The following is a 26,134-nucleotide window of genomic DNA, read 5'->3' as shown; positions in this document are numbered from 1 at the left end:
TCCTCCATCCCACTCCGTTCAGCCTGCCCCGGGGAGTCCCTCGCGTGACAGGTACCGCGAGAACCCCTCGCGCGGGCTCAGGGCAGGTCCGCGAGCGCCCGGTGCACGGACGCGACGGCGCTGGATCCCTCGCCGACCGCGGCGGCCACGCGCTTCATCGATCCGCGGCGGACGTCGCCGGCGGCGAACACGCGCGGAACGGACGTCTCGAACGGCAGCGGTTCGCGGCCGAGGCCCTGCCAGCGTTCGAGGGACTGCACCGACACGTCGGTGCCGGTGCGGAGGAATCCGTCGGCGTCGCGGTCGAGGTCCGCGAGCCACGACGTCGCCGGCTCGGCGCCGATGAAGCAGAACAGTCCCCTCGCCTCGACGTCGCCGATGGAGTCGATGCGCACGCGCTCGAGAGACGACGAGCCGTCGAGCCCGACGACCCGCGACCGGGTGTGCACGTCGACCCGTGGCTCCTCGAGGAGCCGGTCCACCAGGTACGACGACATGCGCGTGCCGAGGTCCGACCCCCGCACCACGAGGTGCACCGGGCAGCCGTTGGCGGCGAGGTAGAGCGACGCCTGGCCGGCGGAGTTCGCGCCGCCGACCACCACGACGGGCGACTCGAACACCTGGCGCAGCTCGAGCGGAGTCGCGGCGTAGTAGATGCCCGCGCCCTCGAACTCGCTCCAGCGGTCGAGGTCGAGCGTGCGATACGCCGCGCCCGACGTGACGATCGCAGTACGGGCGCGGATGACCCGGCCGTCGGTGAGGGTGATGTCGAGGTCGTCGCCCGCGGGGCGGAGGTCGACGGCCTCGCACGGCGCGTACACGCGGACGCCGAACTTCAGCGCCTGGAGGGACGCCTGACCGATGAGGTCGCCGCCGCTCACGCCGAACGGGAACCCGAGGAAGTTCTCGATACGCGAGGTCGCCGCCGCCTGGCCGCCGGGGGCGACGGCGTCCAGCAGCACGGTGCTGAGGCCCTCGGATGCCCCGTAGATGGCCGCGGCCAGGCCCGCCGGTCCGCCGCCGATCACCACCAGGTCGACGACCTCGTCGGCGCGGGCCTGATAGCTGAGCCCGAGGCGCTCGGCGACGGCGCCCGGAGTGGCCCGCGCCATCGGCTCGCCCTGGATGAAGGCCACCGGGAGGTCGTCGAGCGTGATGCCGTGCTCGCCGAGCGGTCCGAGGTCGCCGGGCGGCAGCTCGATCGCGGTATGGGCGAGGTCCACGCGCTCGGCGAAGCGGCGAAGCGTCATGAACTCTCGCGACGAGCGGGGGCCGACGAGCTTCAGCGTGAGGGCCGCCGGCCCGCGACGCAGCATCTCGCGCCGCGCCCACAGCGCGTGCAGCACGATGTCGCACAGCTCGTCGTCCTCGGCCATCAGCAGGCGCAGCCGGGCGCGGCTGACCCGCAGCATCCGTCCCGCGACCGACGCCCGCGCCGACAGGAACGCGCCCTGGCCGTTGAGCAGGCCCAGCTCGCCGACGAAGCTGCGCGGCCCCATCCGGCCGATCGGCGTCTCGCCGACCCACCCGAAGGAGACGCGCACGAGCTCGATCTCGCCGGAGTCGACGAGGATCAGGTCGTAGTCGAGGTCGCCCGCCTCGAACAGGTACTCGCCCTCGGCGACCTCCTGCGGCTCGCCGAACGCGAGCAGACGGCTCCACTGCGCATCGGTGAGGGGCGGCTTCATCATCCGCTCGAGATCGGCCTGCGTCATGCTCGAACCACCCATGGAATGAACCCCTCGATCGTCAGTGGATCAGCGTGCGCCAGTCGGCCGGCACCCTGCCCGCCGGTCCGGGCGTCGGCTGGGTCAGCGGGCGAGCCTCGGGCGGGGCGAGCGGGGGCCCGTCGACGTAGTCCCCGGCGACATAGTCCCAGAACCAGCTCTCCCCCGGCTCGAAGCTGCGGACATAGCGGTGCCCGGTGGAACGGAAGTGCGCCGTCGCGTGCTGCGCCGGCGAGGTGTCGCAGCATCGGATCCCGCCGCACACCGCGCATCTCCGCAGGTGCACCCACCAGCCGCCGACGGCGTCGCAGTCGGCGCAGCCCTCGCCCGAGGGCGCACGGGTGGGGTCGATCTCGTCCAGGCTCATACGCCTTGCTCTCCTCACGCACGTTCCGTCGGTGCCGATGCTAACGCGCCCCAGCGGCGCCGCGCCCCTGCGAGAGAGATCGGCCCGCGAGGGCCGAGGACCTCCGCGGCTGTGCGAGTCTGACGTGATGGCAGAGGTCTTCCGCGACGCCCTCGGCATCCCCCACATCCGCGCGCGCGACGTCGGCGACCTGGCCGAGGCCCAGGGCGAGGTGACCGCGCGCGACCGCGGTTGGCAGATCGAGGTGGCGCGTCTGCGCGCGTCCGGCAGGATGTCCGAGCTGATCGGGGAGGCGGGGATCGCGTGGGACGTGTTCGCGCGGCGTGCGCGCCTGGACGACACCGCCCGCCGCGCGTACGCGCGGCTCGATCCCGACAGCGCCGAGTTCGTCCGCCGGTACGCCTCCGGCGTCCGGCGCGGGATGGCGACGACGGGCGGTGCGGCGGCCGAGTTCCGCAGCCTCGACGAGGCGTTCACCGACGCCCGCCCCCTCGAGCCGTGGGAGGACCACGATCCGCTCGGCGTGCTGCACGCCGCTCATGCGCTGTTCTCGCCGCTGCCGGTGCTGCTGTCGCGCGAGCACGTCGCGGCGACCCTCGGAGAGGAGTGGGTCGATGTCTTCGCCGGCTACGGAGACCTCGGCGAGGAGGCGGTGTCCACCTCGGGAAGCAATGCGTGGGCGCTCCACGGCGCGAGGACCGGCAGCGGGATGCCGCTCCTCGCCGGCGACCCGCACCGCACGTTCGAGCTGCCCGGCGTGTACCACCAGGTCCGGCTCGCCTGCCACGAGTTCGACGTCGTCGGCCTGACCTTCCCCGGAGTGCCGGGCGTGCAGCACTTCGGCCACACCGGCGACGCCGCCTGGGGCGTGACCAACGCGATGGCCCACAGCGTGGACGTGTTCCGCGAACATCTGCGCCGGACGGCGGACGGCTGGGAGTCGCTCGGCCCGGACGGCTGGCGCACGGCGGACGTGCGGCGTTCGCTCGTGCGGGTGCGCGGCGGCGCCGACGTCGAGGTCGAGGCGATCGAGACGGAGCGCGGCACGATCGTGTCGGACGTGTGCGAGCGCGACGGCGAGCTCGTCGGATGGAGTGTGCACATGCCCGCGCGGGCGGGTGCAGACGTCGGCGCCTCGGCGCTGCTCGGCCTCCTGCGCTCCCGCAGCGCGGACGACGTGATGGCCGCCTTCTCGTCGTGGGTCGACCCGGTGAACCGGGTCCTCGCTGCCGACCGGACGGGGACGGTGCTGTCCGCCACGGTCGGCGTGACCCCCGACCGGGCGCGCGGCGAGCGGCGCCGCGCGCTCGACGGCGCCACCGCCCGTCCGGCGCCGAACCGGCCGCCGGCCCCGGTGGTGCGCGTGACCGACAGCGCGGTCGACGCCAACGAACGCCCCGCCCGCTCCGACGTCGACCTGGGGTGGGCGTACCCGCCGCCGCATCGGGCGTCGCGCATCCGGCGACTCCTGGAGGAGCGGCGGCCGCGCACGGCGGACGAGTTCGCAGCGGTCTGGGGCGACACCGCGGGCGGCTCGCTGGCGGCCGCGCTCCTGGCCGCGTTCCGTCCGCCCGACCTCTCGCCCCGCGCGTCGGCGGCGCTCGAGATGTTGCGGGCATGGGACGGGCGGATGGATGCCTCCTCCGTCCCCGCCGGCCGGTACGCGGCCTGGCGCGCCGGCGTCGCACGCCGCGTCGCGGCGCATTCCGCGCTGGCGGCGCTCCGCGCGCCGCACCCGTTCGGCCGCGTGTTCGACGCGTGGATCGGTCGGGACGTCCAGGTCGCCGCCGCGCTGCCGCGACTGCTCGACCACCCCGCCCTCGCCGGTGAGATGCCGGGGATCGTGACCGAGGCGTGGGAGGAGGCATCCGTCGCCCCGGCATGGGGCGAGCCGCACCGACTTCTCCCGGCGCACGTGCTCTCCGCCGTTCCCGGCGTCGACGCCCCGGATGCCGGGCTCGCAGTGGAGCTTTCGGGGGACGCGGAGACGGTGCGGTGCACGGGGTCGACACCGGGCGTGACCCATCGCGGCTGGCGCGGCTCGGTCGCGCGATGGGCCTGGGACCTGGCGGACCGGGAGCGGAGCCTGTGGAGCGTGCCGTTCGGCGCGTCGGGAGACCCGCAGTCCCCGCACTACGCCGACCAGCTGCCGGGCTGGGCCGCCGTGCAGCCTGCGCGCGTCGTCACCGACTGGTCGCGCCTGACGCCCGACGCGGCGACCGGAGCGTGAAGCGCCGCGGCGGGCGGCTGACCGGTCAGGCCGCCGCCACCGCGAACGCGGGAAGGTCGAGGGCTCGCTCGCGCGCCGATTCGACGGCGGCGCGGACCGCTCCCAGCGACACGATGTCCGCGCCCAGCGTCGACGCGACGATCTCGGGGACCGGCAGGTCGAGCTCTCGGGGCAGCGCGGCGCGGGCGGCCTCGATCACCGGCGCCGCCCCCGCCGCGACGGCCCCGGAGACGATGATGCGACGCGAGTCGAAGAAGCTGCCGAGCACGCCGGCCACGACGGCGAGCGTCTCGCCCACCTGACGGGCGACGGCGAGCGCCGCGTCGTCACCCTCCGCGGCGAGCGCGAGCACCGTCTTGCCGTCGATCCTGTCGTCCGGCAGCTTCCGCAGCCCGCTCGTGGCGGTCACCGAGCCGTCGGCCAGCGCACGCCGGGCCAGGTCGGCCGCGCGATAGCCGAGACCCCACGCGCCCTCGACGCCGGCGACATGATCGAACGCCACCATCTCGGCCGCCCCGCCGTGCGCACCGCGGAGCGGCCGGCCGTCCACCCAGACACCGGCGCCGAGACGCTCGCCGGCAAGGAGCGTGACGAAGTCGTCGTACCCGACCGCCGCACCCACCGCGCGCTCGGCCACCGCGGCGAGGGATGCGTCGTTCTCCACGCGCACGAGCGGAGCCCACGCACCGAAGAGGCCGGCGAAGTCGGGGTTCATGCGCCGCCAGAAGTCGTCCCGATGCGGCGGTGAGGCGCCGTCGCGATCCACCGGCGCCGGCACGCCCACGCACAGGGCTGCGACGGCGGATCGCCCCATCCCCGCCGCCGCCAGCGCCTCGTCCACGACGCGCGCGGCGTCGCGCCGCCGGCCGTCGGGCGAGTCCTCGTCCGGACCCACCTCGAGACGGCGCACCGTATGCGCTTCCCCGCGCAGGTCGGCCACGGTCGCCGTGAGGTGGGCGCGTCCCGCGTCCACGCCGATGACGCACCCAGCGTCGCTGCGGAACGCGAACCGCCTGGCTGGCCGCCCCTTCCGGTAGTCCCCCGCCGCGCGCGCATTGGGGAGCTCGGCCAGCAGCCCGCGCTCCACGAGTTCGCCGATGACGTCGATGGCGGTCGACCGGGTCAGGCCGACGCTCTCGATCACGTCGGATGCGGTGAACGCCTCGGCATCCCAGGCGAACCCGAGCACCGCGTCGAGGCTCGCGCGGCGGAGCGTCGTGGCAGTCAGCAGCGGTTGTGACGTCAAGGGGTTGACCTTTCGCGGGTTCTTTCTGCATTATGGTCCACAACAACTTGATTCGATGCCTAAATCTACTCATCGAAGCAAAGTGGCTCCGACCTCACGGAAAAGGACAACGTCGTGCCTGCAGCATCCGTCACCGTCCGCCGCGCCTGCGCGGCCGTCGCCGCCCTCGCGCTCCTCGGCACGTCGCTGGCCGCGTGCGCCGGCGCGTCGTCCGGCCCCGCCGAGGTGCGCTTCCACCTCAGCAAACCTGAGGCCATCCCCTACTTCCGCGATCTGATCAAGGAGTACAACGCCGGCCAGGACGAGGTCGAAGTCGTCTTCGACACCTCCTCCAACCTGCAGGCGGGATTCCTCCGCGGGAACCCGCCCGACCTCGGCCTGCTGAACTACAACATGGAGATGGCCCGCTTCATGGAGCGGGGCGCGCTCAGCGACCTCGGCGACATGCCGGAGGCGGATCGGATCCTCCCCGAGGTGCAGGACCTGGTCGACCAGTACGCCACCTACCCTGGTCGCACCAGCGTCCTGCCGTACTCGGTGATGGCGGCATCGGTCATCTACAACAAGCGCATCTTCGAGGAGCAGGGGCTCGAAGTGCCCACCACGTGGGACGAGCTCATCGCCGTCTGCGACGCCCTCCAGGCGGCCGGCATCACACCGTTCTACGCCACCTTCAAGGATCCGTGGACCGTCGGTCAGGGGTGGTTCGACTACACGGTGGGCGGCGAGATCGACGTGGCCGAGTTCTACGAGCAGATGAACGAGCTCGGCACCGAGGTCGGCCCCGACTCCCCGGTGTCGTTCCAGAAGACGATGCTGGACCCGGTCGACCGGATGGTGCAGCTCACCGAGAACTACACGAACGAGGATGCCGCCAGCCGCGGGTACGGCGACGGCAACCTCGCCTTCGCCAAGGAGGAGGCCGCGATGTACCTGCAGGGGCCGTGGGCGTTCGGTGAGATCGACAAGACCAACCCCGATCTGGATCTCGGCACCTTCCCGCTGCCGATGACCGACGACCCCGCCGACAACAAGGTCCGCGTCAACATCGACCTCGCCGCGTGGATCCCCGAGGCGTCCGACCAGAAGGAGGGGGCGCGGGACTTCCTGAGCTACCTCTTCCAGAAGGAGGTCATGGACGAGTACAACGCGGCCTTCCTCGGCTACGGCACCACGACCGACTCCGCCCCCGTCACCGACGAGCGCATCCTCGGGATGAAGGAGTACTACGACGCCGCGCAGTTCTACCAGGGCGCCTCGAAGGCGATCCCGCTGACCATCCCCACCGACAACTACATGCAGGGCATCGTGACCGGCGCCGACCCCGAGCGCACGCTCGCGAGGCTCGACGCCGACTGGGCCCGACTGGCGCTGCGCCAATAGCGCGATACGAGAGGAACGCACTCATGGCAACCACCACGGCCGCCGTCACGGCGCCGAACACGGGCCGGCGCTCCGGCGCGGCGACGACGCCGCGCACGCGCCGAAAGGTGGACGGGGTCTACTACCTCTTCCTCCTGCCCGCGCTGATCCTGTTCACGCTGGCGATCACGATCCCCGCGGTCATCGGCATCTTCTTCAGCTTCACCAACTCCATCGGCTTCGGCGACTGGGAGTTCGTCGGCATCATCAACTACGTCGCCGTCTTCACCGACCCGGCGATCCTGCAGAGCTACGTCTTCACGTTCGGCTTCGCCGCCGTGACCGTCGTGGTCGTCAACGTCCTCGCCTTCCTCCTCGCGGTCGGGCTGGTCTCGCGGGTGCGTCTGAAGACGGGGCTGCGGACGATCTTCGTGATCCCGATGGTGATCTCGGGCATCATCATCGCCTACGTCTTCAACTTCCTGTTCTCCAACTCCGTGCCCACGCTCGGCCAGCTGTGGGGCATCGGGTGGCTGAGCGAGAGCATCCTCGCCAACCCCGACCTCGCCTGGATCGCGATCGTCATCGTCACCGCGTGGCAGGCGATCCCCGGCACGCTCCTCATCTACATCGCGGGGCTCCTGTCGATCCCCGGCGACGTCTACGAGGCGGCCGACATCGACGGTGCCGGCAAGTTCCAGCAGCTGACGCGCATCACGCTGCCGCTCGTCGCCGGCTATGTCGTGATCAACCTCATCATCGGCTTCAAGGACTTCCTCAACGCCTACGACATCATCGTGGGCCTCACCAACGGCGGTCCCGGCACCGCGACGCGCAGCATCGCGATGACGATCTTCACCGGCTTCTCCGGCGGCGACTACGCCTATCAGATGGCCAACGCGACGATCTTCTTCCTCATCGCGCTCAGCCTGGCCCTTCTCCAACTCCGTCTCACTCGCGGAAGGAACGTCTTCTGATGACCACGCAGCCCGCCCTCGCCGTCGAGGACATGACCGCCGAGCGCGTGCTCGCCGGCGACGAGGCTCGAAAGCCCGCCCGCTCCCGCTTCGCGATGGAGCGCGTCAACTGGCCGGGCACGATCGTGCTCGCCCTCTGCGCCATCACGGTGCTCGTTCCGCTGTACGTGACGGTGATGATGGCGTTCAAGACGCAGTCGCAAGCCGTCGACGGCAACGCCTTCACGTGGCCGTCACCGTGGAGCATCGAGGGATTCGTGACGGCATGGGAGCTGACGAACTTCCCGCGCGCGTTCCTCATCTCGCTGCTGATCACGGTCTTCACGGTGGGCGGCACGATCATCCTCGCGGCGCTCGCCTCGTTCGCCATCTCGCGCAACTGGGACCGGAAGCTCTTCCGCTACTCGTTCTACTACCTGCTCGCGGCGATGTTCCTGCCGTTCCCGGTCGTGGCGCTTCCGCAGATCCAGCTGACGGGCCTCACCGGGCTCGACAATCCCGCCGGCGTGATCATCCTGAAGATCATGTTCCAGCTGAGCTTCAGCATCCTGCTGTTCACGGCGTTCCTGCGCTCGATCCCCGCCGAGCTGGAGGAGAGCGCCCGCATCGACGGCGCCAGCACCAATCAGACGTTCTGGCGGCTCATCTTCCCGCTGCTGGCCCCGATGAGCGCCACGGTCGGCATCTTCGCCTTCCTGGCCTCGTGGAACGACTTCATGATGCCGTCGCTCATCATCTCCGACCCGGCGCTGCAGACGCTGCCGGTGGTGCAGAACATCTTCCAGACGCAGTTCAGCAACAACTACAACGTGTCGTTCGCCTCGTACCTCATGGCGATGGCGCCGGCCATCATCGTCTACCTCTTCACCCAGCGATGGGTCGTCGAGGGCGTCACCCAGGGAGCCGTGAAGGGCTGAGCCCGCGGCACCCCCAACCGAGCACACCAGCACTTCGAAAGGAAACCCGTCCCCGTGACGACAGCAGCGCGCACCGCACCTTGGACCTCGAACCAGAACGACGCCCAGCTCCCCGCCTGGTGGCGACAGGCCGTCGTCTACCAGGTGTACCCGCGGAGCTTCGCCGATGCGAACGGCGACGGCATCGGCGACATCCGCGGCGTGACCTCCCGCGTGCCGTACCTGAAGGAGCTCGGCGTCGACGCAGTCTGGCTGAGCCCGTTCTACCCGTCGGCCCTCGCCGACGGCGGGTACGACGTCGCCGACTACCGTGACGTCGACCCCCGGCTGGGCACGCTCGACGACTTCGACGAGATGCTCGAAGCCCTGCACGGCGCGGGCATCAAGGTGGTCGTCGACATCGTGCCGAACCACACGTCAGACCAGCACGCGTGGTTCCAGGAGGCCCTCGCCGCCGGCCCCGGCTCGGCCGCCCGCGCCCGGTACATCTTCCGCGACGGCACGGGCCCCGGCGGCGCGGAGCCGCCCGCGGACTGGGTGTCGGTGTTCGGCGGATCGGCGTGGGAGCGCGTGCCCGACGGGCAGTGGTACTTCCACAACTTCGCCAAGGAGCAGCCCGACCTCGACTGGTCGAACCCCGAGGTGCGCGCCGACTTCGTGAAGACGCTGCGCTTCTGGTCGGACCGCGGTGTCGACGGGTTCCGCATCGACGTGGCGCACATGCTCACGAAGGACTTCGTCGACCCGCTCCCCTCGCAGGCCGAGCTGGACGCGATGCCCCGCGACGGAAACCACCCGATGATCGATCGCGACGACGTGCACGAGGTGTACGCCGAGTGGCGCGAGGTGTTCGACTCGTATGACCCGCCGCGCACCGCCGTGGCCGAGGCCTGGGTCGAGCCGTCGCGCATCCCGCTGTACGCACGCGCCGAGAGCCTGGGCCAGGCGTTCAACTTCGACCTGCTCGAGGCCGACTTCGACGCCGCCCAGTTCCGTCGGATCGTCGGCGACAACCTCGCTCTCGCCGCGAAGTCGGGGTCGTCGACGACGTGGGTGCTGTCGAACCACGACGTGGTTCGTCACGCCACGCGGTACGGCCTTCCGGACGCCGAGCGCGACGAGAAGGGTCGTCCGACGCGCAAGCACGGCAACGAGTGGCTGCTGTCGGGTGGGACGACGCCGGTGCTCGACCGCGAGCGGGGTCTGCGCCGCGCCCGCGCCGCGTCGCTGTTCGTGCTGGGGCTGCCGGGTTCGGCGTACGTCTATCAGGGCGAGGAGCTGGGCCTGCACGAGGTCGCGTCGATCCCCGAGTCCGAGCGCCAGGATCCCACGTTCTTCCGCAGCCCCGGCGAGGACATCGGGCGTGACGGATGCCGCGTCCCGCTGCCGTGGTCCGTCGAGGGCTCGTCGTTCGGCTTCGGCTCGGGCGGTGCGCACCTGCCGCAGCCCGCGTGGTTCGCCGAGTACGCCGTCTCGACGCAGGACGGCGACCCCACCTCGACGCTCGCGCTGTACCGCCAGGCGCTCGCGTTGCGCCGCCTGCTGCAGACCGAGGAGTCGCTGCAGTGGATCGAGACCGGCCGTGACGACGTCCTGGCCTTCCGCCGCCCCAACGGCTGGACCGTGGTGACCAACTTCGGGCAGACGCCGTATGCGCTTCCCGCCGACGGCGCGCGGTCGCTGTCGAGCCGTCACTTCGAGGGTGACGAGCTTCCGCCCGAGACCACCGTCTGGCTCACGGGCGCCTGATCAGGGGCCTGCTCCGCGCGGGGCGCGCTCAGGCCGATGAGCACCGCCGCGGCGAGAGCCACCGCCGAGATGCGGGGTGAGAACCCGGTCAGCCCGGACGCGAGAAGGGCGAGCGCAGCCACCTGCAGCCAGCGGTCGCCGAGTCGCCACGGCCGGCTGCTGCGCAACGCGAGGACGATCACGGCGACGGCGAGTCCGAGACCGACGAGACCGTACTCCAGCGTCCACTGCAGGATCTCGTTGTGGGCGGACGTCGTGACTCGCGAAGCGGGCGACGCGATCCGGAACGCTGCGGCGGGTGCACCCTCGCCGGTGATCGGAGCCGCGGCGATGCGCTGCAGCGCCTCGAGCCAGAGGTGGGGGCGGTCCTCATTCGGCTCCACCGCCGTGCGCCAGAGCACGACGGCCGTCCCGACCCCGAGGGTGGACACGACGAGGACGTGGCGGGCGCGGGCACTGCCTACGGCCGACCGACCCGCGCCCGCCCGCCACCGCGCGGTGCGGAGAGCCAGCCACGCGCAAACGACGATGGCCCCGATCAGGATGGCGGTCCGGCTGCCGGTGGCGAGGATGGCCGCGACCTGCAGCAGGAGGGCCGCCGGCAGGAGGCGTCCGCCACGCCGCCGCTCGATCTCGCGGAGGGTGACGATCGACGTCGCCACGAGCAGGATGCCCAATCCGTTGGGGAAGCCGAGAAGCCCCTCGGCTCTGGCGGGGCCGGATGCGGACCCGGCGGCGAGCACCGCCCACGAGACGAGCGCGATCGCTGCCTGCAGCGATCCGACGACGACCAGGCCGGCCAGGAGCATCTCGCGCTCCGAGCTGCGCATCCTGCCGACGACGATGACCGTGAGAGTCACGAGGACGACGAGGATCGGGACTCGAACGCTCTCCAGCGACCAGCCCGTGCGCAGCGGTCCGTTCGCGATCAGCCACACGATCACCGCGCCGATCGCGGTCCACAGTGCCGGGTCCCGCCGGGGCCAGGCCCGCGCGACGACGACGGCAGCGACGAGCAGCCCGAGCAGCACGGCCAGGTCGCGGAGGTCGGTGGCGCCCCGCGTCGCGACGGCCCACGCGATCGCCGTCAGCACGAGGCAGGCCGTCATGACTCACCGTCCCTCGCGCGTCCCGCCGGCCGGACGTCAGCGGCGTCGTCTTCGACCGCGTCATCCCCCTCGTCGTGCTCGTCGGCCGCAGCCTTCTTGTTCGAGCGGTTGCGCAGCATCGCCCACAGCCCGATCGCACCCGTGATGACTGCGATGATCGCGCCCAGCACCGTCACCGGGCCACGGATCACCTCCCACACGGGCTCCGGCGGATCCTCGGCCCGCGCGGCGATGGTGCGGGGCACGTCCCGACTCAGCTCCTGACTTCCCGCCGTGCCGCCGACGTGAACCGTGAAGACGAGGGAGACCGGACCCGCTTCCTCTGGGATCACGGTCCAGTGGCGCTCCACGACATCGTCGTCGGCGGTTCCGGCGGCCGCTCTCGCTACCGCCTCCGCCGGCAGGATCGTCACCCTCACGGAGTCCTCCGCGGCCGTCAGGCCGATGTCCGCGCTCACCGTGTCACCGTTGCCCGCCATCGACAGCGTCGCGGAGACGTCGTGCTCCCGTCCCACCGTCATGTCGTCCGGGACGTCCGTCTCCATCGCAGCGACCGATGACACCACCTCCTCGAAGTCCACCTGCGCCGGATGGACCTGCACCGTGACGGCGACGGGGGCGTTGATGTCGCTCAGCTCCTGCCGGACGCCGTTGACGAACGCCTGCGGGATGATCTGCACGTTGAGCTTCTGCTCGCCGGCGATCAGCGGTGTCACGTCCCACGTCCAGGTGAGGGCGAAGCCGCCCTCGGGTCGCGCCGTCCCCGCGTTGAGGAACATCACCGACGGCGAGGTGGGCGTGATCGCGAAGGCGTCGGGCGACTCCGCCGTGAGCGCGGCGGCGTTGCTCTGCGCGACCTGGATGGTGAAGAGCTCGGGGTCATCGACCGGTGCGTCGTAGATCAAGGTCGCATGGAACGGCAGCGTCTCGAACTGCGTGACCTCGGCCGCGCCGAACCCTGCGTCGATGTCGGCGGGGATGAGAGCCTCGGCGAACGTGTCGACGTCCAGATCGGGGTACGCCGCCAGGTAGAGCGGCATCGCCGCCGTCGGCAACGCGATCGCGAGCGCGGTGGCTCCCGCGACGATCAGCCCTGTGCGCCACCAGCGCGCGTGCGTGGATTCGCCATTCATCAGCCCCTCCCTCGAGCGCAGTCGCCCAGGGGTGATGGCCGCCATGTTAGCCCCGGCCTGCCACAGCCGCCAGGGGGCGCCCTCGCCCGCAGTTCCGCTGCCCGACTCCTACGAGGTGCGCCCGGGCGGGGGTGATACGGGTGGGACCGTCGACGACGGTACGGATGCCGCGGCCGCGAGTCCGCGGCATCCGTTCCCGTCTGGATGCGCCGGTCAGGGCATGCGCTCGAAGATCTCTCGTGCGCGCAAGGAGCGGACCCTCGTCACCGGACGGGTGGCCAGCACGATCTTCCCCCTCGCGTGGAGCTTCGCCAGGTCCTCGAAAGCGTCGACGATGTCGTCGATCGGGTACAGCCCCGACACGAGCAGGCGGAACGCCCCGGCCGCGGCGAGATCGACGACGCGCTGCAGCACCTGGGTCGCATGCGCCGTCGACTCCGGATCGTCCCGCAGCAGGCGGAGCTCGACCTCGCGCCTGTCCGCGCTCGAGCGGTACCGCTCGTCGGGCACGCCGAGCGCGTCGGCGACCGCGCGGCCGTCCTTGCCGTAGTTGTCGATGTACGCCGTGACCGGTCCCCCGGCGACGCGCTGGATCCGTTCGGCCATGCCGTCGTCGTAGCTCACGGGCGTGATGCCGAGCTGGCGCAGATAGTCGAAGTTGCGCGCACCGCAGGTGCCGATGACGCGAGCGCCACGGTGCTTCGCCAGCTGCGCCTGGATACTGCCCACACCGCCTGCGGCGGCGGAGATCACGACGGTGTCGGAGCTGTCGATCCGAAGATCGTCGAGGGTGTCGAGCCCTGTCGCCCCGGCGAGGAAGAGGCCCCCGGCCACTTCCCACTCGAGGTTCCTGGGTTTCCGCACGAGCTGGGCGGCGGGAACGACGATGTGGCTGCCGTGCGCCCCCGTGCGGGTGTGCCCGACGACCTCGGCCGCCGCGCGGAACGCGGTCACCCCGGGACCTGCTCCGCGGACGATCCCCGCGAAGTCGCAGCCGGACGCACGCGGCCACGGATCGTCGTGCCACGTGTCCTCCTTGCCGTTGCGCAGGAACGCGTCCATGTGGTTGATCGACGTGGAGATCACCTCGACGAGCACCTCGCCGGGGCCCGGGGAAGGCAGCGGATACCGGTGGCGCTTGAGCACCTCGGCGTCGCCGTAGTGGGTGTAGCGGTAGGTGAATGCCTCAGTGGGTGCTCTCATCGCGATCCCCTCCAGCCGTCCGGGCCCGAGGCCTGCGCCGGCCTCGAAAAAGTATTCCGGCCGGGGCCCCCGGATGGATGCACCCGGGGGTTCCGCGTCAGCGCAGCCGGACGCGGTGCCAGGCCACCTGGTGAGCGGCGAGCAGGAGCCCCTCCCGCAGTGACACCGGTCGTCCGAGCACGAGGTCCTCGGCGTCAGGCTCCATCCCCGACAGCGTGAGCGCGTCGACCTCCACCGGGTGATCGCCGACGTTGGCCAGCACCAGGATCGCGGAGCTCGGGCCGGGGCGGAGGAAGCCGACCACGTGGTCGTCGTGAGCGTCGAACGGCCAGAGGTCGTTGCCGGCGAGTTCGGGGGCGTCGCGCCGTGACGCGATCAGCGTCGTCAGACGCGAGAAGACGCGGCCGGCGGCGGTGGTGGGGTCGGTTCTGTGGGCGTAGGCATGCTCGGGTCGATGCGGGCGATGCACCCACCGACTGTCCCCGGCTTGCGCGGGGTCGTTCTCGTAGGAGTAGTCGTTCAGCTGCGCCACCTCGTCGCCGAGGTACAGGAGCGGGATGCCGCCGGTGGAGAGTGCGAGCGCGTGGGCGAGGATCACCCGGTCCTCGCCGCCGTCGTCGCCCGCCTCGATCCCCGCCAGCGAAGCAGTGGTTCCGGTGACGCGCGCGTCCCCGGTGCGCGGGTTCTCCTGGAACGGCACGCCGCGGGCGAACGACCCGGCGACCCGTCCCACGTAGAAGTCGTTCAGGAACCTGCGGTGCGGGTAGCCGTAGATGCCGAGTTCCGCGGCATCCTCGTCGGCGAACGTCCAGCCGATGTCGTCGTGACTGCGCACGTAGTTCACCCACGCCGTGCCCTCGGGCAGCGCATGGCGACGTTCGAGCGCCTGTTGCAGCATCCGCCCGTCCCGTGTCGCGAGCGCCTCCCAGGTGAGGGCCATCTGGAGCGGGTTATACGAGAGCTGACACTCGTCGGGCGAGATGTACTCCGCCACCTCGTCGGGATGCACGATGGCCTCGGACTTGAACAGCAGGCTCGGCGCGGCCATGCGCAGCACGGCGTTGAACGCCTGCAGCAGCAGGTGGGCCTCGGGCAGCGACTCGCACGCGGTGCCGAGCCTCTTCCAGATGAAGGCGACGGCGTCCATGCGCAGCACCTCCACACCCTGGTTCGCGAGGAACAGCATCTCCCCGGCCATGGCCTCGAAGACGGCGGGATTCGCGTAGTTCAGGTCCCACTGGAACGAGTAGAAGGTGGCCCAGATCCAGCGTCCGTCCGGCAGCTGCACGAACGAGCCGCGATGATCGTCGGGGAAGATCTCGCGGGTGGTCCGCTCGTACGCGTCCGGCATGGTGCGGTCGGGGAAGATCAGGTAGAAGTCCTCGTAGCCGGCCACTCCCGCGACCGCCTTGCGGGCCCACTCGTGCTCGTTGCTGGTGTGGTTGAAGATGAAGTCGACGACGAGCGAGATGCCGGCCTGCCGCAGCTCGGCTGCGAGGTCGGACAGCTCGGCCATCGTGCCGAGCCTGGGGTTCACCCGCCGGTAGCTGGAGACCGCATAGCCGCCGTCGCTGTTACCCTCCGGACTCTCGAAGAGCGGCATCAGGTGCAGATAGGTCAGGCCCAGTTCACGGAAGTACGGGATGCGGTCGCGGATGCCGGCGAGTCCGCCGGCGTACCGGTCGACGTAGCAGACGCCGCCCAGCATGCGCTGCGACTGGAACCAGTCCGGATGCCTCTCCCGCTCTCGATCCAGCTGCTTGAGCGACTCCGGCCGGGCATGCCACGACTCCGCGGCGAGCGCCACCACCGACCGCAGCCTGTCGAACGCGTCCGGGCGGTCGCCGTAGAGACGCCCGAAAAGTCCGTGGAGGCGCGGCAGGTGCCGGCGGACGCGGGCCAGGAGCTCCGCATCGGCACCGGCCACCACCAGGTCGTCGAGGATGCCGGCGACGTCGGCGGCCTCGTCAGCGAAGGCGAACACGATGCCCACTCTTGCGCACCGGATGCCTGCGGTCCATCCCCGTCCGGCGCCGGCTGCGCTGCTCACCGTGACGCGATGTCCGCGGTGTCGAGGTGGCGGCGGGCTGCGGCCATGGCGAGCCGGGCGTGCTCCTTCCCGCCCACCTGGGCCACGAGCATGGCCCGTGGGATCTCGAGCGCGAACGGAAGACCCGACGGCAGGGCGGCGAGGATGCCCAGCATGTCGATCCCGCCCTCCCCGGGGAAGAGCCGCTCGAAGCGCGCGGTGTGGATCAGCTCCGCCGTCGCGTCGGGGATCTCACCCGGCGCATCGCACACGTGCACGTAGTGGAACCATTCGCGCGGCAGCCCGCGCAGCTCCTCCACGCTGGATCGCGACCGGGCGAAGTGCAGCAGGTCGACGAGAAGTCCCGCATTGGGCTGATCCGCCGCGCGGAGCACGCGCGTGGCCTCGCTCAGGTCGGGCGTCTCGGTCCAGGACGGGAACTCCAGGTCGATCGTCAGCCCCAGCGGTCTGGCCAGCTCGCACAGCTCCGCGAACCGGTCGGTCTTGCGGGCGAAGTCCGAGTCCGGCAGCTGCGCGATGACGTGGCGGGCGCCGAGCTCGGCCCCGGCCTCGAGGAACCGCAGGTAGTCGCGCGGACTGTCGCCGGACGTGATGCGCGCGAGCTCGATGTCGAGTACCTCGACGCCGGTCGCGGCCAGGTGCGTCTTCGTCGCGCGCATCAGCGCCGGGTCGTACGCCAGCGGGTAGTGCGGCTCCTGCGGGGTGACCCGCGTCATGCGCAGGCCGACGTAGCGGTAGCCGCCTGCGGCCGCGGCATCCACCAATTCCGGCGGAGACAGGCTCAGCGCCGTGAGATGAGCGAGCGAGTAGTCGTGCCGGTGCGCCACGGGTGCCTCGGCCGGGTCGCTCGCCAGCGTGCGCATGCGCTGCCGGCGGTGTGCGGCCATGCGCAGGGGGACGCTGCGGGCGTCGCCGAAGCCGTCATACCCGTCGATCCGCTGCACGACTTCGAAGAACACCCGCGAGCCGAGCATCTCGGTGAAGAAGTGGAGGAACTCTCCGCGCTCGTCGCGGTCGTAGAGGATCGAGTTCTCACGGAGCGCGGCGAGGATGTCGCCGGGGAGAGCGACACGCGCCTCGAGATCGTCGTAGTAGTTGGCGGGGATCTCGAGGACGGGCGCTCCCCGCTCACGGAGCGCTCGCGCACAAGCGATGGCATCGTCGGTGGCGAACGCCACCAGCTGCGGGCTCGACACCCCCGGCGACCAGTCCCCGCGCCGCAGCGGGTTGGTGCTGAGCGCGATCCGCACGCAGCCGTCGGAGCCGCTGGCCGACCACGTGCGGATCAGGCCGAAGGGCGCGGTCACCTCCGTCAGCTCGCGCGGGACGAGGCCGAGCACCGAGTGGAAGAAGAGCGCGGACTGGTCGAAGTCGTCGATCGACTCGGTGACCGCGACATGGTCGATCCGGGTCAGCAGCGCCGACGAGCCGGCCTCGGCGCCGGTGGCGGCGAAGTCGTCCATCCAGCCGGGGCGTCCGTCGGCGTCGCAGAAGAACAGGGCGGTGCCGTCCGGCGTCGCCACGGCGGCGAGGTCGGTCTCGCCCGGTGCCCGCCGGCGGGCGAGCTTCGGAGCCAGCAGGCTCTGGGCGCGCCGCATCGATGCCGAGGCGTCGGCGGTCTGCACGCCCAGCGCGCAGATCGCCGAGGTCGCGGGATCGATAGATCGCTCCGGGGCCGAGTTGAGGAGCACGCGGGCGTCGCCCTGCTGCCACAGCTGCACCGGCTTGGAGCGATGCTGCCCGACGTGCGCGAAGCCGAGACGGGCGAGGGCCCGCGAGAGGAGCGGCCCCGAGACCTCGTCGACCGCCAGCTCGGCGAACGCGAAGCCCTCGAGCCGCGGCGCCGGCGGGAGCTGCTCGCCGCTCAGCGGCGCCGGCGCATCGCCGGATCCGCGCGCCGTCACGGTCTCGGCGAGCGCGCGCAGCGAGCGCATGGCGTCGACGGCGGCGTGCCGGGGATCCTCCTGCTGATAGACGTCGTTGAAGACCTCGAGCGCGATGGGGCCGCGGTAGCCCGTCGCGAGCACGCGTGCGAGGAAGCCGGCGACGTCGAGCGCACCCTGGCCTGGGAACATCCGGTAGTGAAGGCTCCACTCCCGCACGTCCATGTCCACACGCGGGGCGTCGGCGAGCTGCACGTGGAAGATCTTCTCGGCGGCCACCCGCGAGACGGCGCTCGCATCGTTCTCGGCCGACAGCACGTGGAAGCTGTCGAGGCAGAGGCCGAGAGCCGGGTGATCGATCTGCTCGATCAGACGCCACGCCTCCGCGTGTGTGCGCACGCGCCCCCAGGGCACGGCCTCGTACGCGAGCCGGATGCCGCTGCGCGCGGCCCGCTCCGCCAGGGCGTGCAGCTGCGCCGCCGTCAGGCCGTCGTCGTCGACACCGTTCTCGGTCCGCGACGAGCAGCACACGAGGACGCGCGCACCGAGGTCGGACAACAGGTCGAACTTGCGCTCGGCACGGCGCAGGGCGCCGCCGAAGAGGTCCGGCGACACGGTCTCGACGTGGAAAGGCTGGTAGACGTCGATCGACAGGCCGAGGCCGGCGGCCTCCCGGGCGAGACGCCCGGGAGACCACGGCGACATGATGAGGTCGTACTCGAGCATCTCCACGCCCGAGAACCCGGCCGCGGCGGCGGCGCGAAGCTTGTCCTCGAGCGTGCCCGACAGGCACACGCTCGAGATCGAGACGTCCAGCACACCCTGCGCCGTCTCCATCTCGGGGTCCGCCTCGCATTCTGTGCGCCCGCGGGGGCGACGGGTCAGTGGGTCGCGACGTGCTCGATCGCCCGGTCGGGCGAGTAGATGTCGAGGATGTTCCAGTGCCCCGTCGTCGGAGTCGGGACGTTCACCATCGACACGTCGATGACGACCGGGCGCCCGAGCGCGACCGCACGTTCGAGCGCGGGCTTGAACTCCGCTGCGGCGTCGACCTTGATGCCGGTGACGCCGTACGCCTCCGCGATCGCGGCGAAGTCGGTGTACATCGGGTCGTCCGCGCTTCCGAACACCGTGCCGTACGTGGTGTCGAACGCGGCCTTCTCCAGCCCGGCGATCGTGCCGAACGCGTTGTTGTTCATCACGACCCACACCACGGGCACGTTCTCCTCGCGCGCCGTGGCCAGGACCGCCGGGTTCTGTCCGAACCCGCCGTCGCCCACGAGCGATACGACCACGCGGTCGGGGTGGGCGATCTTCGCACCGACGGCAGCCGGCGCACCGAAGCCCATCGTCGCGAATCCGCCGGGGGTGAGGAACGTGCCGGGCGTCAGGATGTCGAACTGCTGGCCGACGCCGTTCTTGTTCCACCCGACATCCGTCGTGATGATCGCGTCAGCAGGGAGCACCTCCCGGGTCTCGGCGAGGATCCGCTCGGGCCGCATCGGCCACGCGTCGGAGACCTGGGCGTCCGCGTTCTGCAGCTTCACGGTCGCCCGGTTCGCGGCGATCTGCGCGCGGAGCTCGCCACGGTCGACTCCGTCCGGCGCCATTCGGCGCGCGACCCGGATCAGCACGGTGAGCGCGGCTTTCAGGTCGGCGAGCGCGCCGACCTCGAGAGGGTAGTTGCGGCCGAGCTCGGCCGGGTCGATGTCGACCTGCATGAGCTTGGTCCCGGGGATGTCGAACGTGTACTCCGCGTACCACGAGCTCGAGTCGGCCTCCGCGAACCGGGTGCCCAGGGCGAGGATCCAGTCGGCCGTGCGCGTCGCCTCGTTGGTGAACGCGGTGCCCCAGAAGCCCGTCATGCCGAGCACGAGCGGGTTGTCGTCCGGCACGGCGCCCTTGCCCATCAGGCTGTGCGCGACTGGCAGTGAGAGCAGTTCGGCGAACTCGGCGAGTTCGGCCGCAGCGTCGGCGGCCACGACGCCGCCGCCGACGTAGAGCACCGGGTGCGAGGCATCCAGCAGATTCCGGACGATCTGCTCGGCGACCCTCTCGTCCAGGGACGGCCGCGCGAGCGAGCGGGTGTTTCCCATCACCCTGTCGAACAGGGCGACGTCGACCTCCGCGGAGAAGACGTCCATCGGCACATCGACGAGGACCGGCCCCGGGCGCCCGCTCTCGGCGAGGGTGAAGGCCTTGTCGAGCACCTCGGCGACGAGGTGGGGCTGGTCCACACGCCAGGCGCGCTTGACGAACGGGCGGTAGATCTCGTACTGCGCGGCATCGGCGTGGAGGTTGATCTCCTGGTGGGGATGCTTGCCGAAGTAGTGCGTCGGCACGTCCCCCGCGATCACGACCAGCGGGATCGAGTCCAGCGCGGCGTTGGCGACGCCGGTCGCCGCGTTGGTCAGTCCCGGCCCGAGGTGCGTCAGCACGACACCGGCCCGCTTGGTCACCCGGGCGTACCCGTCCGCGGCGTGCGAGGCGATCTGCTCGTGGCGCACATTCACGAACGAGATGCTCTCGCTCTTCTCCAGCGCCGCCAGCAGGGCGATGTTGGTGTGGCCGCAGAGCCCGAAGACGTGCGCGACGTCGCGGGCCTCCAGGTAGCGGACGATCTGGTTGGACACCAGGTCCTTCATCGGGATGTTCCTCTCTCATCGAGGTCGAGCGGGACGGACCTGTGAGCCGGTCCCGTGTACGTGTAGCCGATCGACTTGGGCAGCGGTCCCTTGATCCGCCCGCCCTGCGTCATCTGCTCGGCGGCGTGCGCCAGGATCCCCACCGAGCGCGCCAGGATGAACACCCCGCGCCCGAGCTCGGGAGTGAATCTCAGCTCGCAGTAGATGACGGCTGTCACGCCGTCGACGTTCATGGGGATGCGCCGGGGCCGGCCGGCGCTGATGGCGTCCTCCACGGCACGGCCGATGGCGGCGAAGCGCCCGTCGATGACCCCGTCGGCCGCCGCGGCGTCGACGAGGGACAGCAAACGCGGCGTGCGCGGGTCGAGCGGATGGAAGCGGTGGCCGAAGCCGGGGACGTAGGTCACGCCGGCCTCGCGCTGCCGCTGCAGCACGAGCCGCGTGGCCTGCTCGACATCACCCGTCCGCTGCAGCTCCTCGTCGATCGCGAGGTACACCTCCATGCACTGCTGGCCCGGACCGCCGTGCACGTCGCCGAGCACGTTGATCGCCGAGGCCATCGCGGCGTTGACCGGCACGCCGCACGTGGTGGCCATGCGGGCGATCGCGATCGACGGCGCTTGCGGGCCGTGGTCGACGGAGGCGACGAGGGCGGCCTCGAAGAGGGCCGCCTCCGCGGGGGACGGCAGCTCGCCCCGCAACATGAGCCAGATCGTCTCGACGAAGCCGACCCGTCCCAGGAGCTCCTGGATCGGGTAGCCGCGCAGGGCGATCTCACCGGGCTGGACGTCGATGATGTCGGTGCTCCACCACTGTCGCGCCTGCGCGACGAGGTCTTCGGCCGACTCGCCGCTCATCGCTGCGCCCTCTCCGTCGCGGCCGTCGCTGGTCTCGCACGTGCCGCGGCCGCCGCGGCCGTCACCGGGTCACCGCCGTCGCCGCCGCCGCTGCCGACTCGAGCGCGGCGTCGTAGAAGTCGCCGAACAGCTCCTCGTCCGAGGGGCGGTCCTCGGCGATGGCGCGCGAGACCCATGTCGTGTTCAGGTAGTGCCGCAGCGAGACGTTCTCGGAGGTGATGTTCCCGCCCCAGGTGCCGCAGCCCATCGACGAGGTCATCGGCATCCCGTTCGTGAAGGCCCCCGCGTTCGCCTTCGAGTTGGGCTGTCGCACCATGATCCGCGAGACCGGCATGTGCTGCGCGAAGTAGTCGATGTGCGCGTCGTCGGTCGACGCGATGCCGCACGAGTGCCCCTTGCCGCCGATGTCGTACAGCCGCTTGGCGACCTCGACGCCGTCCTCGAAGGTGCCGTCGTACGGGTGCACCGCCATCAGCGTCGTGAGCTTCTCCTTGCAGAACTGCCGATCCTCGGCGATGCCGTCGCCCTCGACGAGGATGAACCGCGACTCCGCGGGGATCTCGAAGCCCGCCGCCTTCGCGAGCGCCTGGGGCGAGATGGCCACCGTGTCGGGCAGCCGATGCCCTTCGTCGTCCCACATCACGCGCTGCAGCGCCGACCGCTCGTCGGTGGACGCCAGATACCCCCCTTCGGCCTGCAGGGCCTCGAGCATCTCGCGGTAGCGCGACGCCGGCACCAGCACGTTGCCGTCCGCCGAGCACCCCGAGCCGAAGTCCGAGGTCTTGGAGATCATGCAGTTGCGGGCGGTCTCGCCGATGTCGGCCGTCTCGTCGACGAACTCCGTGGCGTTTCCCGCGCCGACCCCGTACGCCGGGGTCCCGGAACTGTACGCGGCGCGCACGAGCCCCTGACCACCGGTGGCGATCACGAGGTCGGAGCGCGCCATGATCTCCTGGGATGCGGCGAGGCTCGGCAGGGTGATGCACTGCAGGATGTCGGCGGGGGCGCCCTCCGCCTCGAGGGCCTCCCGCATGAGCCGCACGGTCTCGAACGTCGTGTGCTTCGAACGGGGGTGCGGCGAGAACACGACGACGTCGCGCGCCTTGATCGCGTAGATCGCGTTGCCCGCCGGGGTCAGGTCGGGATTCGTGGTCGGCACGATGCAGCCGATGATGCCGACCGGCTTGCCGTACTTGACGAGGCCCTTCTCGGCGTCCTCCTCGATCACGCCGACCGAGGGGCTGCGCAGCGCGTCGCGGAGCACGCCGCGGATCTTCATGCGCTTGTTCATCCGGCTGTCGAAATCGCCGAGTCCCGACTCCTCGATGCCCATCCCGACGAGCCGGTGAAAGGTGGAGCGGTTGGCCACCGCCCACGCGACGGCCTGGATCAGGCGGTCGACGCGCGCCTGGTCGTAGGTCTCGATGACGGCGAGAGCCGCACGCGCGCGGGCGAAGACCTCGTCGAGTTCCTGCTCCTGTTCCGGCGACAGGGATTTGGGTGCTGAAGCAGCCATGACAACTCCGTCCATGGGCGTGGGGTGCCGACTGCCGCATGCTATGCACGCCCGGTCACCGCCGACAAAGGGTGTCCCACTGGGCAGTAAGCCCACGGCACTCCGGTCACCGGGCCACCCCGCCACGAGAGGTTGTGCCACTCGATGGGCCGCAGGGTTGTCCCGCCGTGTGCCCGGGGTTAGCGTCCGAGCGCCGACCGTTCGACCGATCCCTCGGATCGGGAGTCCGGACGGCATTCCCCACGATGGCTCCGGGCGGGCGCGAGCCCGCCCGGGGCCGGATCGAAGATGATCAAGGAGCAAGGGATGCGCAAACGACTGACCACGAGGTTGGGAGCTGCGGGGATCGGGGCGCTGGCGCTGGCGCTCGCCGTCGCCGCCTCACCCGCCTACGGACTGGTGAGGCCCGCCGAGCCGGTCCCCCCTGCGGGACTGACCGGCGTCGACCCGACGGGCGCCGACATGCCGACGGTGGGAGGGAACCTCGGCAATCAGCACTACTCCGGCCTGACGCAGATCACGAAGCAGAACCTGAAGGATCTGGCGCCGGCGTGGCGCACGCACGTGTCGGCGGTCGCGCCCGCGAGCGACGACACGGGCCAGCAGACGACCCCCATCGTCGTGGACGGCGTCCTCTACCTCGACACCCCGAGCGGCGGCGTCATCGCGGTCGACGGCGTGACGGGCGATCCCGTCTGGAAGTGGGAGAACACCGTCTACGGGCTGTCGGGCACCCGCCGCGGCGTGTCGGCCGGCGACGGCCTGATCTTCACGCTCGCGGGCGGCAATCGCGTCGTGGCCCTGGACCAGGAGACCGGCGCCGAAGTCTGGGCGGTGCAGCCCACCGGCGCGAACGGCGAGGACCTCGGGCGCGTCGGCAAGGTCGCGACCGTGTACTACGACGGAATCGTCTACGCCCACGCCGCCGACGGCGACCGGGGTGCGGTCGTGGCGCTGGACTCGAGCGACGGCTCGTACCTGTGGCACTTCTTCGGCGGCCCCAAGCGCGGCGAGCAGTTCACCGGCGTGGACGGCGTCACCTTCGACGCCTCCGAGACGTGGGGCCCGGTCCTTCCCGACGGCACGGACTGCGCCGAGGAAGGCGGCGCGACGTCGTGGATCCACGGCGCCGTCGACCCCGAGCTGAACTTCTACTACATGACGTTCGGCAACGCCCGCAGCTGCACGTCCTCGCAGAACGGGTCGCTCCGCCCCGGCGACAACCTGTTCTCGACCACCATGGTGGCGGTGGATGCCTCGACCGGCGCCTACAAGTGGCACTACCAGTCGATCCACCACGACGTGTGGGACATGGACAACGTGCATCCGCCGACCCTCGCCGACATCGAGATCGACGGCGCGGAGCGCAAGGTCGTGTTCTACGGCAGCAAGTCGGGTCACCAGTTCGTGCTCGACCGCACGAACGGCCAGCCGGCGCTCCCCGTCACCGAGAAGGAGATGATCACCGACTCGCGGCAGCTGCACTCCGAGACGCAGCCGTTCCCGGAGCACCGCCTGCTGCCCGAGTGCCTCGTGTGGCAGAAGCTCGACCCCGACAACATCCCGGGCGACCCGTGGCGTGCGGTGCCGAACTACAACGGCTACCAGCCGGACGCCGAGGGCAACCTCGTCTTCAACCCCGACAGCTACGTCGCGGTCGACGAGCCGTACCTGTCGTACCCGGAGGGCCACGTCGGTCACCGCGAGGGCTGCATGTACGACCCGCAGTGGGACGTGCCGATCCTGTCGACGACGAGCCAGAACGGCGGCGGCGACTGGTCGAACAACTCGTACAGCCACAGCACGAACCTCGTGTACTTCCCGTACGGCACCAACCCGGTGGCGCACTGGAACGGCGCAGCGGCCAACGGCCAGCGCGCGATCGGCCAGTACCAGACCGGCGGCATCCTCGCCTACGACGCGTCCACCGGCGAGGTCGCGTGGCAGAACCACCTCGGCACGGACATGTCGCACGGCCAGGGACCGATGACCACGGCATCCGATCTGCTCTTCGTCGGCCAGATCGACGGACGCGTGCTGGCCATGGACGCCGGGTCGGGCGAGGTGCTCTGGGAGTTCCAGACCGGCTCCGGCATCGCGGCGGCGCCCGTCACCTACGAGGTCGACGGCGAGCAGTACGTCGCGGTCTTCGCGGCCGGGTCGACGAACCCGTACGGCAACTCGGTCACCCAGGGCGACTCGCTGTGGTCGTTCAAGCTCGGCGGTCGCTACACCACCGAGTCGGGCAGCCAGGAGGGGCCGATGACCGCACCGCTGTCGATCCGTCGCCCGGTGAGCGGCGCGGCCGTGGAGGGCGCCACGGTGAACAACACCGTGCTGCTCGCGCGGTCCAGCCGAACCGCCGACACGGCGGCGGCACGCGACAGCGTGGCGCAGGCCGGCATGCAGCCGACCAACCTGCGGGTGCCGGTCGGCACGACGGTGACGTTCCGCAACCCGGGGGCCGAGACGTTCCCGAACTTCCCCAACCTGAAGCCGCACTGCGCCACGCAGTTCTTCGAGGGCGAGTTCAACGTCAAGCTGCAGCCGGGAGAGACGTACCAGCACACGTTCACGCGTGCCGGCGAGTACTTCTTCAACGACTGCACCGACCCGCGGCCGACCGGCAAGATCGAGGTCTACCTGGCTCCGCAGGACCAGCCGGGCGCCCTCACCTTCACTCCGGGCACGCTGCAGCTGGGGTCGGGCACCGGGCTGTTCACCGGTGTGAACGGCAAGGTCACGGCGCAGTTCGACCTGCCCGCCGGGTACACCTATGACAGTGGCGCGGTGCTCGTGACGCCGCTCTCGTCCACGCCGGTGGACGCCTCGAAGGTGACGGCCAACAAGAACCGGATCATCCTCCAGTTCGACGCGACTGAGGTCGACAACAACGTGCCGACCGGGGAGGCGAGCCTCACCGTGAGGGTCAACGCCCTGAACCCCCAGGGGGTTCAGGAGCAGCTGACCTCGACGGCCGCGGTGACCGTCGTCAAGTAGTCCGCTCCGCACCTCGCACCGGCCCGCCCCCGTCGCCCGCGACGGGGGCGGACCGGCGTGTGCGGCCCGTGTCCCATTCGGCGAAACTCGTCTTTGCAGGCAGGCGCGCGGCGGCCAGAGTCGCAGGGGCGGTGCACGTTCGACCCCGCTTCGCCCCGCATCG

General features: G+C 71.0%; 17 protein-coding genes. 6 read left to right on the top strand and 11 right to left on the bottom strand.

Annotated elements, in window-relative coordinates:
* Positions 1 to 77: 77 nt before the first annotated feature.
* Together V6R91_RS05935 and V6R91_RS05930 are read right to left on the bottom strand one after the other, a co-directional pair.
* A complete protein-coding gene (locus V6R91_RS05935) occupies positions 78 to 1,715 on the bottom strand; it encodes an FAD-dependent oxidoreductase (protein WP_336394656.1) in 1,638 nt (545 codons plus the stop codon).
* Between the two features lie 34 nt (positions 1,716 to 1,749).
* The gene (locus tag V6R91_RS05930; protein WP_336394655.1) at positions 1,750 to 2,094 is read right to left on the bottom strand and encodes a UBP-type zinc finger domain-containing protein; all 345 of its coding nucleotides are present in this window, start codon (positions 2,092 to 2,094) and stop codon (positions 1,750 to 1,752) included.
* Between the two features lie 127 nt (positions 2,095 to 2,221).
* Between V6R91_RS05930 and V6R91_RS05925 the strand changes: the two genes are divergently transcribed.
* Positions 2,222 to 4,324, top strand: a complete 2,103-nt coding sequence (locus tag V6R91_RS05925) for a penicillin acylase family protein (RefSeq protein ID WP_336394654.1) — start codon at positions 2,222 to 2,224, stop codon at positions 4,322 to 4,324.
* A 25-nt stretch (positions 4,325 to 4,349) separates the two neighbouring features.
* Here V6R91_RS05925 and V6R91_RS05920 read toward each other — a convergent pair whose 3' ends face one another.
* Complete coding sequence (locus V6R91_RS05920) at positions 4,350 to 5,570, bottom strand: ROK family protein (RefSeq protein WP_336394653.1); 1,221 nt, start codon at positions 5,568 to 5,570, stop codon at positions 4,350 to 4,352.
* Positions 5,571 to 5,684: 114 nt separating this feature from the next.
* Here V6R91_RS05920 and V6R91_RS05915 point away from each other — a divergent pair, with 114 nt between their 5' ends.
* From V6R91_RS05915 to V6R91_RS05900, 4 genes are all read left to right on the top strand, one after another.
* Positions 5,685 to 6,953 (top strand): ABC transporter substrate-binding protein, encoded by a 1,269-nt coding sequence (locus V6R91_RS05915; protein WP_442928095.1) that lies wholly within the window; start codon positions 5,685 to 5,687, stop codon positions 6,951 to 6,953.
* Positions 6,954 to 6,976: 23 nt separating this feature from the next.
* Positions 6,977 to 7,909 carry a carbohydrate ABC transporter permease gene (locus V6R91_RS05910; RefSeq protein WP_336394652.1) on the top strand — a complete coding sequence of 311 codons (933 nt, stop codon included), beginning with the start codon at positions 6,977 to 6,979 and terminating at the stop codon, positions 7,907 to 7,909.
* Between the two features lie 95 nt (positions 7,910 to 8,004).
* Positions 8,005 to 8,826, top strand: a complete 822-nt coding sequence (locus V6R91_RS05905; protein ID WP_336395051.1) for a carbohydrate ABC transporter permease — start codon at positions 8,005 to 8,007, stop codon at positions 8,824 to 8,826.
* Between the two features lie 54 nt (positions 8,827 to 8,880).
* Positions 8,881 to 10,575 (top strand): glycoside hydrolase family 13 protein, encoded by a 1,695-nt coding sequence (locus V6R91_RS05900; RefSeq protein WP_336394651.1) that lies wholly within the window; start codon positions 8,881 to 8,883, stop codon positions 10,573 to 10,575.
* Here the strand turns inward: V6R91_RS05900 and V6R91_RS05895 are convergent.
* From V6R91_RS05895 to V6R91_RS05860, 8 genes are all read right to left on the bottom strand, one after another.
* On the bottom strand, positions 10,518 to 11,684 hold the full coding sequence (locus tag V6R91_RS05895; RefSeq protein ID WP_336394650.1) for an O-antigen ligase family protein: 1,167 nt from the start codon (positions 11,682 to 11,684) through the stop codon (positions 10,518 to 10,520). The two genes, V6R91_RS05900 and V6R91_RS05895, sit on opposite strands and share 58 nt — an antisense overlap.
* Positions 11,681 to 12,817, bottom strand: a complete 1,137-nt coding sequence (locus V6R91_RS05890) for a hypothetical protein (RefSeq protein ID WP_336394649.1) — start codon at positions 12,815 to 12,817, stop codon at positions 11,681 to 11,683. The genes V6R91_RS05895 and V6R91_RS05890 overlap by 4 nt, the downstream gene beginning before the upstream one ends.
* Positions 12,818 to 13,030: 213 nt before the next feature.
* The gene (locus V6R91_RS05885) at positions 13,031 to 14,020 is read right to left on the bottom strand and encodes an NADP-dependent oxidoreductase (protein WP_336394648.1); all 990 of its coding nucleotides are present in this window, start codon (positions 14,018 to 14,020) and stop codon (positions 13,031 to 13,033) included.
* Positions 14,021 to 14,117: 97 nt separating this feature from the next.
* Positions 14,118 to 15,965 (bottom strand): alpha-amylase family protein, encoded by a 1,848-nt coding sequence (locus V6R91_RS05880; protein ID WP_442928105.1) that lies wholly within the window; start codon positions 15,963 to 15,965, stop codon positions 14,118 to 14,120.
* A 101-nt stretch (positions 15,966 to 16,066) separates the two neighbouring features.
* Positions 16,067 to 18,790 carry a TIM barrel protein gene (locus tag V6R91_RS05875; protein WP_336394647.1) on the bottom strand — a complete coding sequence of 908 codons (2,724 nt, stop codon included), beginning with the start codon at positions 18,788 to 18,790 and terminating at the stop codon, positions 16,067 to 16,069.
* A gap of 44 nt (positions 18,791 to 18,834) precedes the next feature.
* Positions 18,835 to 20,598 carry a thiamine pyrophosphate-binding protein gene (locus V6R91_RS05870; RefSeq protein ID WP_336394646.1) on the bottom strand — a complete coding sequence of 588 codons (1,764 nt, stop codon included), beginning with the start codon at positions 20,596 to 20,598 and terminating at the stop codon, positions 18,835 to 18,837.
* Entirely contained in the window at positions 20,595 to 21,455 is an 861-nt protein-coding gene (locus V6R91_RS05865) for a citryl-CoA lyase (protein ID WP_336394645.1), read from the bottom strand. Before V6R91_RS05865 ends, V6R91_RS05870 begins: the two co-directional genes overlap by 4 nt.
* A gap of 61 nt (positions 21,456 to 21,516) precedes the next feature.
* Positions 21,517 to 22,971: an aldehyde dehydrogenase family protein gene (locus V6R91_RS05860; RefSeq protein ID WP_336394644.1), complete on the bottom strand. Its 1,455-nt coding sequence runs from the start codon at positions 22,969 to 22,971 to the stop codon at positions 21,517 to 21,519.
* A gap of 306 nt (positions 22,972 to 23,277) precedes the next feature.
* Here V6R91_RS05860 and V6R91_RS05855 point away from each other — a divergent pair, with 306 nt between their 5' ends.
* Positions 23,278 to 25,971 carry an outer membrane protein assembly factor BamB family protein gene (locus tag V6R91_RS05855; protein ID WP_336394643.1) on the top strand — a complete coding sequence of 898 codons (2,694 nt, stop codon included), beginning with the start codon at positions 23,278 to 23,280 and terminating at the stop codon, positions 25,969 to 25,971.
* Positions 25,972 to 26,134 lie beyond the last annotated feature (163 nt).

The sequence above is a fragment of the Microbacterium sp. CCNWLW41 genome (assembly GCF_037083505.1).
This window is presented reverse-complemented; position numbering and strand designations above follow the sequence as displayed.